The 14,952-nt window shown below is 70.5% G+C and carries 11 protein-coding genes; 6 read left to right on the forward strand and 5 right to left on the reverse strand.

Going from position 1 to position 14,952, the window contains the following annotated elements; genetic code table 11:
* Nucleotides 1-38 precede the first annotated feature (38 nt).
* Nucleotides 39-1,469: an MDR family MFS transporter gene (locus ACX1D1_RS07935; protein WP_182799999.1), complete on the forward strand. Its 1,431-nt coding sequence runs from the start codon at nucleotides 39-41 to the stop codon at nucleotides 1,467-1,469.
* A gap of 10 nt (nucleotides 1,470-1,479) precedes the next feature.
* Here ACX1D1_RS07935 and ACX1D1_RS07940 read toward each other — a convergent pair whose 3' ends face one another.
* On the reverse strand, nucleotides 1,480-2,046 hold the full coding sequence (locus ACX1D1_RS07940; protein WP_182799998.1) for a DinB family protein: 567 nt from the start codon (nucleotides 2,044-2,046) through the stop codon (nucleotides 1,480-1,482).
* An 85-nt stretch (nucleotides 2,047-2,131) separates the two neighbouring features.
* On the opposite strand from ACX1D1_RS07940, the gene ACX1D1_RS07945 reads away from it, so the two are divergent.
* From ACX1D1_RS07945 to ACX1D1_RS07965, 5 genes are all read left to right on the forward strand, one after another.
* A complete protein-coding gene (locus ACX1D1_RS07945) occupies nucleotides 2,132-4,561 on the forward strand; it encodes a PEP/pyruvate-binding domain-containing protein (protein ID WP_459054233.1) in 2,430 nt (809 codons plus the stop codon).
* A gap of 1,151 nt (nucleotides 4,562-5,712) precedes the next feature.
* Entirely contained in the window at nucleotides 5,713-6,780 is a 1,068-nt protein-coding gene (locus tag ACX1D1_RS07950; protein WP_459054234.1) for a DUF222 domain-containing protein, read from the forward strand.
* Between the two features lie 164 nt (nucleotides 6,781-6,944).
* Nucleotides 6,945-8,471: an IS21 family transposase gene (gene istA / locus ACX1D1_RS07955; protein WP_459054235.1), complete on the forward strand. Its 1,527-nt coding sequence runs from the start codon at nucleotides 6,945-6,947 to the stop codon at nucleotides 8,469-8,471.
* Complete coding sequence (gene istB / locus ACX1D1_RS07960; protein WP_291918600.1) at nucleotides 8,468-9,265, forward strand: IS21-like element helper ATPase IstB; 798 nt, start codon at nucleotides 8,468-8,470, stop codon at nucleotides 9,263-9,265. Before istA ends, istB begins: the two co-directional genes overlap by 4 nt.
* A gap of 73 nt (nucleotides 9,266-9,338) precedes the next feature.
* Nucleotides 9,339-9,803 carry an HNH endonuclease signature motif containing protein gene (locus tag ACX1D1_RS07965; RefSeq protein WP_459054236.1) on the forward strand — a complete coding sequence of 155 codons (465 nt, stop codon included), beginning with the start codon at nucleotides 9,339-9,341 and terminating at the stop codon, nucleotides 9,801-9,803.
* A gap of 720 nt (nucleotides 9,804-10,523) precedes the next feature.
* Here the strand turns inward: ACX1D1_RS07965 and ACX1D1_RS07970 are convergent.
* From ACX1D1_RS07970 to ACX1D1_RS07985, 4 genes are read right to left on the reverse strand one after another with little or no spacing between them, the layout of a single operon-like run.
* Nucleotides 10,524-12,500 carry a M3 family metallopeptidase gene (locus ACX1D1_RS07970; protein WP_459054237.1) on the reverse strand — a complete coding sequence of 659 codons (1,977 nt, stop codon included), beginning with the start codon at nucleotides 12,498-12,500 and terminating at the stop codon, nucleotides 10,524-10,526.
* A complete protein-coding gene (locus tag ACX1D1_RS07975) occupies nucleotides 12,451-13,377 on the reverse strand; it encodes a COX15/CtaA family protein (RefSeq protein ID WP_370585750.1) in 927 nt (308 codons plus the stop codon). The genes ACX1D1_RS07970 and ACX1D1_RS07975 overlap by 50 nt, the downstream gene beginning before the upstream one ends.
* Nucleotides 13,365-14,123: an ABC transporter permease gene (locus ACX1D1_RS07980; protein ID WP_459054238.1), complete on the reverse strand. Its 759-nt coding sequence runs from the start codon at nucleotides 14,121-14,123 to the stop codon at nucleotides 13,365-13,367. Before ACX1D1_RS07980 ends, ACX1D1_RS07975 begins: the two co-directional genes overlap by 13 nt.
* Nucleotides 14,120-14,821, reverse strand: coding sequence for an ABC transporter ATP-binding protein (locus ACX1D1_RS07985; protein WP_182783048.1), 702 nt, complete (start codon nucleotides 14,819-14,821; stop codon nucleotides 14,120-14,122). Before ACX1D1_RS07985 ends, ACX1D1_RS07980 begins: the two co-directional genes overlap by 4 nt.
* Nucleotides 14,822-14,952: the final 131 nt, after the last annotated feature.

A 14,952-nucleotide genomic window follows, 5' to 3' on the forward strand; every position in this document is an offset into this window, starting at 1 on the left:
GGCGGGACGCACTCCGACCGCCACGAAGGGACTCTCCCATGTCCACCGATATGCCTCGGCCCACCGACCGCAGGGTCATCCCCATCCTCCTGGTCGCCGCGTTCGTCGTGATCCTGAACGAGACCACCATGAACGTCGCCCTGAGTTCGATCATGTCCGATCTCGGCATCACCGAGCGCTCCGCCCAGTGGCTCACCACCGCGTTCATGTTGACCATGGCCGTCGTCATCCCGGTGACCGGCTGGCTGCTGGACCGGCTGCCGACGCGCCGCGTGTTCGTCCTCGCACTGAGCCTGTTCAGCCTCGGGACACTGGCATGCGCGGTCGCGCCGAGCTTCGGGTTCCTGGTGCTGGGGCGCGTGATCCAGGCCACCGGCACCGCCATTATGATGCCGCTGCTGATGACCACCATCATGCAACTCGTCACCCGGGAGCATCGCGGCCGGGTGATGGGCAACGTCTCGATGGTGATCTCGGTGGCCCCCGCCGTCGGCCCCACCCTGTCCGGCGTGATCCTTCAGGTGGCGTCGTGGCGCGGGATCTTCTGGGTCGTGCTCCCGATCGCGCTCCTCATGCTGTGGCTCGGCTCCCGCCGATTGACCAACGTGGGGGAGACGAAGGACACGCCCCTGGATCTCGTCTCGGTGCCGCTCACCCTGCTGGGGTTCGGCCCTCTGGTCTACGGGCTGAGCCTGGTCGGGTCCGACGAGGTGGAGTTCTGGGTGCCCCTGCTGGCCATCGGGATCGGCGTCGCGGGCCTCGCGGCCTTCGTGGCGCGACAGTCCGCGCTCCAGGCCCGCGGCGCGGCGCTGCTGGACCTGCGGACTTTCACCTACGCCACCTTCACGGTGGCGGTGGTGATGATGGCGATCGCGATGATGGCGCTGTTCGGGACCATCATCATGCTGCCGCTCCTGCTCCAGCGGGCGTTCGGGCTTGAGCCTCTGCAGGTCGGGTTGATGCTGCTGCCGGGCGGAATCGCGATGGGGCTCCTGTCGCCGGTGGTCGGCCGGCTCTACGACCGGGTCGGGCCGAGGGCTCTCGTGGTGCCGGCGAGCGTCGTCGTGATGGGCGTGTTCGTGTTCTACTCCACGATCAGCCTGGCCACCCCGTGGTGGGCGATCATGCTCGGCCACGTGGTGATGAGCGTGGGGTTCGCGTCGATGTTCACCCCGCTGTTCACCGTGGCGCTGGGCTCGCTGCCGCGGCACCTGTACTCCCATGGGTCCGCCGTCGTGGGCACGGTGCAGCAGGTCGCGGGCGCCACGGGCACGGCCATCTTCGTCACGATCTTCGCCATCCAGTCGGCGGCGGCCGCCCCGACGGCCGCCTCAGAGGCCGAGGCCCTGCTGGTGGGTGCCCGGTGGGCCTTCATGGCGGCCGGAGCCATCTGGACCGCCGCCGTTGTCGCGGGGCTGTTCCTCAGGAAGCCTGCCGACGTGGAGAACCTGGTCGCCGCGGCTCACTGAGCAGCCTCGGTCACGCCTCGTCCGCGAGCCGGGTCAGCATCGTGCGGTGGGCCGCCCACCCTTCGGCCGGTACCCACAGGTTCGTGTTGCCGCTGAGTAGTCCGGCGGCCCCGTCGATCCCCTCCCGGATGATGTCGGCCTGCCCCGCGTGCCGGGTGATGTCGTTGAGAACGTGAACGAGGATCCTGGCCAGCGTGGTCTCGCCCCTCTCGCCCCACCAGGCGACGCGGCCAGGCGTCTCCAGGGGCATCTCTTCGATGGCGCTGTCCACCACCTGGCCCACCTCGCGGTACTGCCGGACGAGGTCCACGGCCCGCTCGTCGCGTGTGGCGTAGAAATCGGCATTGGGGTCGGCGCCGTAGTCCAGTGCCGGGATCACGATGGGGGAGGTCCTGGCGAAGCAGTCGATGAAGTATCCGTGCTCCACGAAGGCGCAGTGCTTGACCAGCCCCAGCAGGTTGGTCCCGGTGACGGTGCGGGGGAGTCTGAGCTCGCGTTCGCTCAGACCCTCGGTCTTCCACAGGAGCGCCTCTCGGGAGGATCGGAGGTGGTTGAGCAGGATCTCCTTGATGTCCATGCCGTCATTCTGCCCCTCAGCGCCGGCAGATGTCTGTGACTCCCGAAGCCGACGGGCCGCGCCCGGCCGGGGGTAGCGTGGCCCCATGGTGCGCCTCTGCCGTCCGCTATCGGACCTCACACGCGACGACCTCGCTCTGGCAGGTGGCAAGGCCGCCAACCTCGGTGAGTTGATCGGCGCCGGGTTCGACGTCCCGCCCGGGTTCGTGGTCACCACCGACGCGTACCGGCTCGCCGTCGGCCCGCTTCAGCCGACGAGGGCGGCGATCGCCGCGGCACCCATACCGGATGCAGTGGAGACGGCCATCCGGGAGGCGTACCGAAGCCTGGGGGAGGGCCCTGTGGCTGTGCGGTCCAGCGCGACGGCGGAGGACCTGCCGGGGGCCACCTTTGCCGGGCAGCAGGATTCGTTTCTCAATGTGATCGGGGCCGATGCGGTGGTCGCCGCGGTGCGCGGCTGTTGGGCGTCACTGTGGACCGACCGGGCGATCTCCTATCGCTCCCGGCTCGGTATCCCCGACGACGCCGTCGCGATGGCGGTGGTGGTGCAGACCATGGTCGACGCGGAGTGGGCTGGGGTGATGTTCACCGCGCACCCGGTGACGGGGGCGCGGGACCGGGTCGTCGTCGAGTCCAACCCGGGGTTGGGGGAGTCTGTGGTGTCGGGCGCGGTGACTCCGGACCACGCGGTGGTGGGCCCGGACGGAGCGGTCGTCGACCGGCGGATCGGCCACCGGGAGTCGGTCGTGCTCCCGGCCGCGGGTGGCGGGACGACGACGGCGCGGGGAGACAGGGGCGTCCACGAGTTGCCGGACGCCATCCTGCGCCGCCTGGCGGAGCAGGGCCGACGGGCGGCCGGGCACTTCGGCGCCCCGCAGGACATCGAGTGGGCCCTGGCAGGCGACGCGATCCTTCTCACTCAGTCGCGCCCCATGACGGCGTTGCCGCCTGCGCCGATCCGGCTCAGCCGCGTGCAGCGGTTGACCGGGCCGGTGGTACTCGAGCTGTTGCCCCGCCGCCCCCTGCCGATGGAGTTGACGGCCTGGATCGAGCCGGTTGTCTTCCCGCACCTGGAGCGCCTCACCGACGCAATCGTCGGAGTCAGGATGGGCGTGGCCGACTCCCTGCTGGCGAACGACGGCGTCCTCAGAGAGTTGGTCCCGCCGAGCCCGCGCCCCACGCGCAGGACCCCCGCGCGACTCGTCCGCACCTTCGTGCGGGCCGCGCGGCACAGGGCGAAGGACTGGCGCCTCGACCCTCGATGGCCGGACATCGTTCGCCGTGGGAGGGAACTGCAGGCGTTTCCTGTCAAGCGGGCGACCTGGGCGGAGCTGACCGCCATCCCGCACCGGGCCTCGGTTCTCGCTGTCGAGCTCGCCGAGCTCCGCGGCCGCTACCTCCCCGCGGGTGGGCGGGCCCTCGCGGTGCTCAGTCTGATCCTCCCGCGCCTGGGTGCCCCGGAGGGCGCGATGTCCGCGGCGCTCGAGGCCACCACCGACACGATGCGCGCCAACGCCGCGCTGGAGGCCCTCGCCGAGATCGTGCGGTCGAACGCAGCGCTGGCCCGCGACTTCTCCGCACTCTCGCCAGCCGAGCTCGTCCCCGTCGTCGAGGCGCTGCCCCGCGATGGCGAGTTCCGCACAGGCCTCGACGCGCTGATGGCCGGCTTCGGGCACCGCGAGACGGGGAGCATCCTCCTCCCGATGGATCCGTCGTGGGGAGACTCGCCGTCGACGGTCCTCGGCCTGGTTCAGGTGCTGGCCAGGCAGCCGGCCGGTGAGTCGAGGGACGAGGGCAGCGGAGCGAGCGCGGTCCTCGAGCTTCCCCGGGTGCGCCGACTCCGGCTCGGCCGCCCGCTCCGCTCGTTGCTGAGCGACGCCCGTGAGGGGATCGGGCTTCGCGAGGACACACACTTCGAGCTGGTCCGCACCATGCCCGCGGTCCGCCGCGCGGTGCTCGAGATGGGTCGTCGCATGGCCCTCCAGGGAGCGATCGACGAGCCGGAGGACGCCTGGTTCCTCGTGTGGAGCGAGGTCGACCGGCTGCCCGATCCCGCGAATCACCCCGTCGACGGCAGTCTGCGGGACGCCATCGCGCGGAGGAAACGCGCTGCCGCGGCACTCTCCGGCGCCCCCCTCATCGCGTCGTCGACGCTGTATCCACGCCGCCCCTCGGGTGAGGCCCTCGCTGCGGGCATGCCCGGGGGCGGGGGCCTCGCGACTGGCGCGGTCCGGGTCATCAGGAACCAGAGCGAGTTCCCCACCCTTCGCCCCGGCGAGGTGCTGGTGTGCCCCGCGACGAACCCGTCCTGGACGCCACTGTTCGCGGTGGCGGCCGCCGTCGTGGTGGATCACGGCGGTCCCGCGTCGCACGCTGCCATCGTCGCCCGCGAGTACGGCCTCCCTGCGGTGCTGGGGGTCGGTGACGGCACCTCGACGCTGGCAACGGGTCGGCGGGTCACCGTCGACGGCGACCACGGTCTGGTCCTCGCCGCAGAGGACACCCCTGGCGGCTAGGGGGCATCCTCATTGGTTCCTTGGGGTCCTGGTTCTGGCGGCGAGGTCGTCCCCTTCGCTCCCTGAGGAGGGCCGCCCGCGGAGCGGCGAGGCCCGTCCCCTTTCGGTCCCTGAGGAGGGCCGCCCGCGGAAGCGGCGTGACCGGTCGACTCCCGCTCCCTGAGGAGGGCCGCCCGCGGAAGCGGCGTGGCCGGTCGACTCCCGCTCCCTGAGGAGGGCCGCCCGCGGAAGCGGCGTGGCCGGTCGACTCCCGCTCCCTGAGGAGGGCCGCCCGCGGAAGCGGCGTGGCAGGTCGACTCCCGCTCCCTGAGCAGGGCCGCCCGCGGAGCGTGTCCCGTCCCTTCGGTCCCTGAGGAGGGCCGCCCGCGGAGCGGCGAGGCCCGTCCCCTTTCGCTCCCTGAGCAGGGCCGCCCGCGGAGCGTGTCCCGTCCCTTCGGTCCCTGAGGAGGGCCGCCCGCGGAGCGGCGAGGCCCGTCCCCTTTCGCTCCCTGAGCAGGGCCGCCCGCGGTGCGTGTCTCGTCCCTTCGGTCCCTGAGGAGGGCCGCCCGCGGAGCGGCGAGGCCCGTCTCGAAGGGTCGTGACTACCACCTTCGTGCGAATCTCATGGTCGGGTGCGGTGAGCCGTGAGTCGATGTCCGGGCGGCCGTTGTCCAGAGTCCCGTTGTCGACTGCTGGTCTGGTTGGTGGCTGGGGTGTTGAGGCCGCCCGGGCATCGTCTCCCGTCTCCCCGCACTCGGTCTGGGGTGGCGTGCCTGGCCCGGGTGCGGGCCGGCAGGGCGGCGTCGGGGTTGGGTCTGCTTGGGCGGGATGCCAGCTGGGTGATCGTCGGGTTGGGCACCGCTGCGCAGTGCCGCCCCGCCGTCCATCACCCTTGTTCTAGTGTGCGGGTTTCCATATTCCGAGACTTCCTCGGTTGCTTCGCGACGGGGCCCCTCGGGAACCGAGCTCCCTGAGGAGGGCCGCCCGCGGAGCGGCGTGGCCCGTCTCGAAGGGTCGTAACTGATGCTGACAAGCAATCTTGACCTGGCTGCAGGGCTGCGATGAGCCCCAGGGGCTCGTGTCAGGGGTGCTCAGAAATTGCCTGAACTTTCTTCTGCGGGGGCGGGGTTCTGGGCCCGGTTTTGTCGGTGGCCGGTGACAGAATTGTTCACATGAGCGAGACGGTGGCAGACCTGGGGCAGCGATACATCGCCGCCCTGTGGGACGCCGCCGCATCCATCGGGGCAGACGAGATCGCGATGCAACGCCTGGCCGGTCTGGTGGACTCCATCAGTGAGGCCGAGGCCCAACTGGCCGGGCTGCGTCTGCACCTCCTCCACGAGGCCAAGCTCTCGGCCGCGGACGCGGTGATCGACGGGGTGCGGCAGTCGGTGCGCACCACCCCCGCCCAAGACACCGCGACACTGCGCCTCGCGCAGGATTTGGGGGACCGGTTCCCGCTGATCGGCGCCGCGTTGAGTGAAGGCTCAGTGTCGGTGGCGCAAGCTGAGGCGATCGTCGCCGGGCTGCGGAAACTCCCGGCGCGCCTGACCCTCGCCCAGCTGATCGAATGCCAGGAACTGATCCTGGCCCACGTCGACACCCTCGGCCCCACCGAGCTACGCATCCTGGCATCGCGGCTGGTCGAGGTGATCGACCCCCACGGGTCGGATGCCGAGGACGCGACACGTCTGGCCCGGGAAGAGACCGCGGCGCGGCGCGACAGGTTCCTGCACTTGTCTCCCGATTTCCACGGGTCGATGCGGATCACCGGCCAACTCCCCGTCGCCGACGCCGCCCTCCTCACCGCCCAGCTCGATGCCCTGATGCCCGCGGCCTCCACCTACGGCACCACCGGCGAGACCCCGAGCCGCGGCGCGCGCCGCGCCGACGCCCTGGTGCTGCTGACCCAGCACGCCGCCAGTGGCGGCACCCTGCCCTCGCATGGGGTGGACCGTCCCCAGGTCCACATCGCCCTCAACTACGACACCCTCACCACCGGGCTGGGTGAAGTCAGCGTCCTCGGCGCCGGCGGGGTCGATGGTTTGTCGGCGGGGGAGGCCCGCCGCCTGGCCTGCGACGCGCGGCTGATCCCGATGGTGCTGGGCACCGCGTCGCGGCCACTGGACGTGGGGCGCACGCATCGCCTGTTCACCCCCGCCCTCCGGGCCGCACTCGTCGAGCGGGATCAGGGCTGTGTGTTCCCCGGCTGTCGGCGGACACGGAAAAATGCCCAGTGACGGTCATGTAGTTGCCCGCTGGCGGTCATGAAATCTGCCCGGTGGTGGCCATGGGATCTGCCCGACACGACATCCGTTGCCTGGCCGCGTCCGCGGTCGGCGTCCCTTCCTCGAGTGCGATGAGTGGTGCTGAAGCACTGTTCGTCACCCGGGGAAGGGACATCTTGAAGTCTGCCGAGGAAATCATGGAAATCTTGGATGCTTACGATCTGACTGGGTCGTTGCGTGATTCTGCCGAGTTGGTGGGGTGTTCTCATCACACGGTGAAACGCTATGTGGAGGCCCGCGACAAGCTGGGTGGCCCGCCGTCGGGGACGGCCCGCCGGCCTCAGTTGATCGACGACTACCTGGACAAGGTCGAGGAGTGGGTCGAGCGGTCGAAGGGGAAGGTCCGCGCCGACAGGGTCCACCAGAAGCTGGAGTGGCTGGGCTACACCGGCTCGGAGCGCACCACCCGCCGCGCGGTCGCGGCCGCGAAGACCGCGTTCCGGGTCGGGAACCGCAGGGTCCATCGGCCGTGGGTGACCGAGCCGGGGATGTGGTTGCAGTACGACTACGGCGACGGGCCGTTGATCGACGGGGTCAAGACGGTCCTGTTCGTCGCCTGGGTCGCGTGGTCGAGATTCCGGGTGGTGCTGCCGCTGCGGGACAAGACCCTGCCCTCGGTGTTCGCCGCCTTGGATGTCACGTTCCGCCGGATCGGGGGCGTCCCGACGTATGTGTTGACCGACAACGAGAAGACCGTCACCAGCGAGCACATCGCCGGGATCCCGGTCCGGAATCAGCAGCTGGTCGCCTTCGCTTCCCATTACGCGGTGACCGTTCATACGTGTCGGCCGGCCGATCCCGCGTCGAAGGGTGGCACCGAATCATCGGTGAAGCTCGCGAAGGCCGACCTGGTGCCCACCGACGCGAACCTGCGCGACGCCTACGACACGTTCGCCGACCTCGAAGCCGCCTGCGAAGCGTTTGGTGAGATGGTCAACGCCCGCCCGCATCGGGTCACCCGACGGGCCCCGGTCGAGATGCTGGCCGAGGAACGCCCACGGTTGCATCCTGTCGCGGCGGCGCCGTTCACGGTCGCGTTCGGGACCACGAGGGTGGTGCCGGACAACACGCCGATGGTGAACTTCGAACACGGCCAGTACTCCGTCCCTCACCGGCTCTGCGGGGCCACGGTCTGGGTCCGCGTCCACGGCCGCGGCGCGGATGAGCAGATCGTGATCACCCACCTCGACGCCGCGGGCCCGGTCGAGGTCGCCCGCCACCGACGCGCGACCCCCGGCACGCCGATGCTCGACGACACGCACTTCCCGCCCGCACCAGCCGGCGCCCTGGAACGGACCCCCACACCCAAGTCGGTGGCTGACAGCGAGTTCCTCGCCCTGGGTGAAGGGGCGCGGATCTGGCTGGTCGAGGCCGCCGCCGCGGGCACCGGGAAGATGCGGGTCAAGATGGCCGCCGCGGTCCAGCTGGCACGCCTGTTCAACCCCGCCGACGTCGACTGGGCATTGGGACATGCCGCCGTCCACGGCCGCTTCGCCGAGGCCGACCTCGCCTCCATCCTCGACCACCACCGCAGCAGACCGAACCCGACACAGCTGCAGGCCAGCGAGGACCAGTCCCTGACCCAAGGCACCCGCGGCTGGGCCACCTACGGCACCACCAACCCCGAGGAGATCGCCTCATGACCGGCCAGAGCGCCCCGGTGGCTGGGGTTCCGGTCGCCCCGCCGCTACCGGCCGACCTGGAAGCGTTGCTGCGCCGGATGCGGTTGCCCTACATGCGCACCGCAGCACCTGACATCCTCGCCACCGCCCGAGCGCAACGCTGGGACCCCGCCGAAGTCGTCAAAGCCCTCCTCGTCGAGGAGGTCACCGGAAGGGAACGCTCCGCGCTGGCCACCCGCCGGACCGCCGCCGGGTTCCCCACCGGCAAAACCTTCGACGCCTGGCAGGACACAGCATCCTCGATCCCGGCCCCCACCCAACAAGCACTGCGGACCCTGGAATGGGTCGGCCGGCGGGAGAACCTCGTCGTCTGCGGCCCCTCCGGCACCGGGAAGACGTTCTTCCTCGAAGCACTCGGCCACCTGGCTGTCGAACAAGGACTCCGCGTCGCCTGGTTCACCCTCGAAGACCTCGGCCTGCTGCTACGCCGGCACCGCGCCGACGACACCGTGTCGAAAGCCATCGCCCGGATCCTGCGCGCCGACCTGGTCGTCGTCGACGACATCGGCCTGCTACCCGTGTCCCACGACGCCGCCGAGGGCCTCTACCGCTTGGTCGACGCCGCCTACGAGAAACGCTCCGTCGCGATCAGCTCCAACCTGCACCCCGCCGGCTTCGACGAACTCATGCCCAAAACCCTGGCCACCGCCACCGTCGACCGGCTCCTCCACCACGCCCACGTCTGCCAAACCAGCGGCGACAGCGTCCGACTCACCCAAGCCCTCGCCGGCCGGGGGGTGACCCCCTTGCACTAACCCAGCCTCGACCGAGGTGGATGGCCAACAACCCCCCAGGGGCAGATCCCATGGCCACCACCGGGCACATCTCGTGACCGTCACCGGGCAGGTTTCATGTCCGCCTCCGGGCAGAAACCAGTGGCCCTTGACACCCGGCTGTGCCGCAACACCGGCCGGCTGTGAGGCGCATCACATCATTCCGTGGTGGCAAGGCGGCGCAACATGCCTCGCCAACGGCGTGTTGCTCTGCCCGTTCCACCACCGCCTCGTGGAACCCGACCCCCGCCAATCCGAAGAATCCCAATGGCAGGTCCACCTCGACCCCGCCACAGGTATGCCGTGGTTCACCCCACCCCGGCACATCGATCCGGCGCGCAGGCCGAGGCAGCATCAACGCCACCGGCTGCAGCAACTCACGCCCCTTGCCGGGGGACCACCCTGCCCACCCGACCCCGGCCTGCCTGACTCGGTCTCGCCGGTCGTGCCTGAGCGCCGTGCGCCGGATCTCGACGAACTCATCGGCCGCAGCTCCGCCGTCTGGGCTTCCGCCGGCTAGCGTCATCCGCGAGTGCAGCAGGGGTCAACGACCCGCTCACGAGCGCAGCGGCCTCGATACGTCAGGGATTGCTTGTCAGCGCCCAGTTACGACCCTTCGAGACGGCCCGCGCCGCTCCGCGGGCGGCCCTCCTCAGGGAGCGGATGGGACCTCCCGCGCCGCGCAGCGACCGCGCAGAATGTCTCGAAGAATCGAAAACCCACACCCGAAAGCCAGGGTGAGGGACGGCAGGGCGGCACTGCGCAGCGGTGCCCAACCCGAGGATCGCCCAACCGGCATCCCGCTCAAGCAGGCCCGACCCCAACGCCGCCCTACCGGCCCGCACCCGGGAACAGGCAACGCCACAAGCAGGGCGAGTGCGGGGAGACGCGAGACGATGCCCGGGCGGCCTCAACAACCCCGACCACAAACCCCGTCCGCGGCGATCTCAAGAACATGGACATCGGCCGCCCGGGCATCGACTCACGGCTCACCACACCCGACCACAAGACCCGCGTGAAGGTGGAAGTCACGACCCTTCGAGACGGCACCCGCGCCTTCGGCGGCGCGCCTCCTCAGGGAGCGATGGGGACGGGCCACGCTCCGCGGGCGGCCCTCCTCAGGGAGCGGGGAACCCAGGCCACGCCGGCTTCGCGGGCGACCCTCTTCCGCCCAGGGAGCGGCAGGAGACCGGCGCCGCCGCAGGACCAGAACCCCGGACGAACTAGCGAAGACGAACCATTAAAGGGTCAGGCCCAACCGGTCCAGCAGCGGGGCGAGCTGCGGATCCCGGCCGCGGAAGCGACGGTAGGTCTCCATCGGGTCCACCGAGCCGCCGGGGGCCAGCAGCGTCCTGCGGAAGTGGCTCCCGGCCTCGCGCAGAGGGCCGGTCTGCTCGTCGAACCATGCCACGGCGTCGGCGTCCATCACCTTCGCCCAGGCGTAGCCGTAATAGCTGGCCGCGTATCCGCCGCCCCAGATGTGGGCGAAGTACTGCGACCGGTAGCGCGGCGGGACCAGGTCGTCGACCAGACCCCAGCGCTCGAGGGCCGCTCGCTCGAAGGCCTCTACCTCATCCGGCGAGGACGGCAGCTCGTCGAGGGGGGTCATGTGCCAGGCCAGGTCCAGGAGTGATGCCAGCTCGGTCTCTGCCGTGGCGTAGCCCTGGCCGAACCTGCTGGCGTCCTCCAGCTTGGCCACCCACTCGGGCGGCAGCACCCGCCCCGGCGTCCAGGCCCAGTGCTCGTTGACCTGGCTGGGGAACTCCACGAAGTCGCGAGACACGTTGGCGCCCGAGCGGGACGCGTACTTCGACTGCGCGAGCAGACCGTGGAGGGCGTGCCCGAACTCGTGGAACATCGTGATCACGTCATCCCAGGAGATCGACGTGGTGGCACGGGTGTAGTTGCAGTTGTTGGTTACCACTGGCAGCGTCGAGTCACGGGTGGACTGGTCAACGATGTTGCTCATCCAGGCGCCGCCCTGCTTGGTGGGGCGGGCCCAGAAGTCCATGAGGAACATCCCGAGGGTGGTGCCGTCGGCGTCCCGAACCTCGAAGACCTGGGTGTCCGGCGCGTGCCCCACCACGCCGTCGACGGGGACGAACGTGATGCCGTACAGCTCGGTGGCGGCGGCGTACACGGCCGCCAGCACCTTCTCCACCTGGAGGAACTCGCCGAGTTCGGCCTCGTCGAACGCGAACCGTTCCCGGCGCACCACGGCCTCGACGAAGCCCCAGTCCGCCGCGGAGAACTCAGCCCCCGGGGCGAGCTCGGCGTAGCGCGCCCGCAGGTCCGCCGCCTCCTCGCGGGCCTTGGCGAGCGCTGCCTGCGCGAGCGGCACCAGCATCTGCAGGATGGCGTCCGTGCGCTTGGCGCACCCAGCCTCGGCGACGATCGCCGCGTGGTGCGGGTACCCCAGCAGGGTGGCGCGTTCGGCCCTGGCGCGGGCGATGGCGACCACCACGGCACGAGTGTCGAACTCGCCGTCGAGGGCCCGCGTGGTGGAGGCCTCGAAGAGACGACGGCGCACGCCCGCATCGGCGAGCTTCACCGCCAACGGCTGCTGCGTGGTGTTGACCAGCTCGATCCGGTAGCCGTCGCCCGCGCGGAGGGAGGACCGCTCGTCGTCGGCCAGCCCCGCCAGCTCCTGCTCTGTCACGACGACGCCACCGGCGTTGCGGGCCTCCCGGTTGAGCTGCTCGAATCTCGTCGACAACTCCGCCAGCTGCTGGTTCAGCGCCCGGACCCGGGCCTGGGCCTCGTCATCGAGTTCAACACCTGCCCGGCGGAAGCTGCGGAGGAGCTCGTCCAGTGCGTAGCGGTCCTGCTTGTCCGCTAGGGTCAGGCCGCCGTCGATTCGTGCGCGCAGCCCCTCCAGTCTGGCGAACAGCGCCCTATCCAGGAAGATCGAGTCTGCGTGCGCGGCAAGCCTCGGCGACATCTCCTCGTCGATGGCGTCCAGATCCGGGGAGCCATCGGAGGAGTGCACGGCGTAGAACGCGTTGAGGGCGCGCCGCAGCGTGGCCTCGGCATCCTCCCAGGCGCCCAGGACGTTCTCGACCGTGGTCTCCGACTCGCCGTCGCGGATGAGCGCCAACCCGGCCAACTGCTCGGCCATGCCGATCTCGAAGGCCGAGCGGTAGTCCGTCGGGGTAGCGGCGGCGAAGTCAGGAAGCGCGAACGGCAGCGCGTTCGTCAGGACCGGATTGGTGGGCATGGGATCTCCTCGTCGTCGACACCAGTAGCCACGACACTGCCGCCGTGAGCACGGTCAATCCCACCATATGCAGGATCACGATGCCGACGGGCAGGCCGAGGAAGTACTGCAGGTAGCCGATGACGCCCTGGAGGGCCACCGTGATCAGCGTCAGCCTGGCCGCGCGGGCGGGGCGCGCCTGACGGGTGCGGGTGAACAGCCATACACAGGCCACGACGAGGGCCACCACCAGCCACGCGGACAGCGCATGGATGCGGGCCACCGACTCGATGTCGGCGCCGTTGCGCGGCGAGGCGGCGTCACCGGCGTGCGGGCCGGCCCCGGTGACCACGGTGCCGAGAACGATGGAGACCATCGAGGCCGCGAAGGTCGCGACGACCAACCAGCGGGCACCCGGCGCCACGGGGGTGGGGGAGACCCCGTAGCCCACGCGCAGCGCCCAGACGCACACCACGATGAGAACCACCGACAGCAGGAGGTGCGGCGCCACCCACACCGGATCCAGCTGGGTGAGCACGGTGATCCCGCCGACGATGGCCTGCAGCGGGATGCCGAGACCCACGCCGAGCGTGATCCACCACAGCTTCGAGCGGGCCCCGCGGTTGCGCCAGGCGGCGATGAACGCGCCCAGCGCGGCAGCGATCAGGACGAACGTGAGCAGCCGGTTGCCGAACTCGATCACGCCGTGGATCCCGTAGGCCTCGTGAGGGGTGTAGGACTCGTCGGTGCAGCGCGGCCAGGTGGGGCAACCCAGCCCGGAGCCCGTCAGCCGCACGACGGCGCCGGTCACGATGATGCCCATGTTGCAGATGAGGGAGATCCACAGCCAGCTGCGCAGCGCGCGCTCGCCGTCGACAAGTTTGGTCAGGACGTCCACTTGAATACCTTCCACGCCAGCGCGAGGGCCGCCGCACACCACAGTGCGGCCACCAGTACCGGCCAGCCTAGGGCCTGGCCCTGTGCCGCCGCCCTGAGGGTCTCGCCGAGGGCGCCCGTCGGCAGCGCCGCAACTACTGGCTGGGCCCACCCGGGAAACCGCGACACCGGCAGCAGGACGCCCAGCGGCATGCCGACCAGGTAGAGCAGGTTGGCCACCGCCAGGGTGGCCTCGGGCCGCAACGATCCGGCGATCGCCAGGGCCAACCCCGCGAAGGCGCCCATCGCGAGGACAGTCACGATGAGGGCCACGAATAACGACAGGGGCGTGAACTCGGGCCGCCACCCCAAGGCTGCGGCGATCAGTGCCAGGACCGTCACCTGGCCGGCGGTGATCAGGCTGATGCCCAGTCCCTTGCCGACGAGGATGCCCGGCTTTCCGAGTGGCGTGGCGGCCATCCGCTCGAGGACGTTGTAGCGGCGCTCGAACCCGGTGGCGATCGCCAGGGTGGTGAGGCACGAACTCCACATCGCCAGCGCGAGCACCGAGGGGGCGGTGTCCTGGAGGGCCAGCCCCAGCCTGTCGCCGAAGAACCGTCCGCCCACCAGGATGGCCACCGGGATGACCACGGCCAGCAGCGCCTGCTCGCCGTTGCGCAGGATCAGCGAGGCCTCGGTCGTAGCGTGCGCCCACACCCGGCGCCCGAGCGGTGCCGCGACGGCTGAGGGGGTGAAGTCCAGTGTCATGGGCGGTCTCCGGTGGTGTGGTGGAGGAACGCGTCCTCGAGGCTGCCGTTGACCGTCAGGGCCGCCACGGTTCCCTGGGCGGTGACGCGCCCGCGGTCGACGATGTAGACGTGGTCCGCCAACGCCTCGGCCTCGTGCATGTCGTGGGTGGTGAGGACCACGGCGACACCGGCGTCGCGCAGCCGCTCCAACAGCTGCCACGTGGCTCGCCGCCCCCGCGGGTCCAGGCCTGCCGAGGGCTCGTCGAGGAAGACCAGGTCAGGGCGTCCGATCAATGCGCCGGCCAGGTTGACGGCCTGCTGTTGGCCGCCCGACAGCCGCCGGTAGGGCGTGCGGGCGAAGCCGTCGACGCCCAACAGGCCCATGAGTTCGTCCACCGGCTGTGGCGTGGCATACAACTTCGAGAGGTACCGCAGGAGGCGCTCGGGGGTGATACCGGACCAGGCGCCGGTGGCCTGGGGCATCAGGCCGATCCGGGGAAGGACCAGCGCAGAGCCGGGCGCCTCGCCGAAGAGCGTCAGCTCGCCGGCGTCGGGGTGCGCGAGCCCCGTGCAGCAGCGGATGAACGTCGTCTTTCCAGCCCCGTTCGGGCCGAGGAGGGCAGTGATCCGCCCAGCGTCGGCCTGCAGGGTGAGGCCGGCGAGGGCCTGGGTCTGGCCGAACGACACCGTGAGATCGCGGGCATCGAGGACGGGCACCGGGACAGCCTAGCGCCGCCCACACAGCCGATTGTTTCGCGGTGCGCACCCCACGGGGGTCTCGCACAGTGGACTTAGGGTGTCCTTGCTTGAAACTTGGAGGAGAATTGGAAAGACTGACGTAGGTTAAT

The organism is Tessaracoccus luoxuelianae (genome assembly GCF_054483915.1).

Bases quoted from the DNA above. Each gene is read 5' to 3' on its own strand.
- ACX1D1_RS07945 (WP_459054233.1), top strand. From the start codon at position 2,132: ATGGTGCGCCTCTGCCGTCCGCTATCGGACCTCACACGCGACGACCTC.
- ACX1D1_RS07970 (WP_459054237.1), bottom strand. From the start codon at position 12,500: ATGCCCACCAATCCGGTCCTGACGAACGCGCTGCCGTTCGCGCTTCCT.
- istB (WP_291918600.1), top strand. From the start codon at position 8,468: ATGACCGGCCAGAGCGCCCCGGTGGCTGGGGTTCCGGTCGCCCCGCCG.
- ACX1D1_RS07950 (WP_459054234.1), top strand. From the start codon at position 5,713: ATGAGCGAGACGGTGGCAGACCTGGGGCAGCGATACATCGCCGCCCTG.
- ACX1D1_RS07935 (WP_182799999.1), top strand. From the start codon at position 39: ATGTCCACCGATATGCCTCGGCCCACCGACCGCAGGGTCATCCCCATC.
- ACX1D1_RS07980 (WP_459054238.1), bottom strand. From the start codon at position 14,123: ATGACACTGGACTTCACCCCCTCAGCCGTCGCGGCACCGCTCGGGCGC.
- ACX1D1_RS07940 (WP_182799998.1), bottom strand. From the start codon at position 2,046: ATGGACATCAAGGAGATCCTGCTCAACCACCTCCGATCCTCCCGAGAG.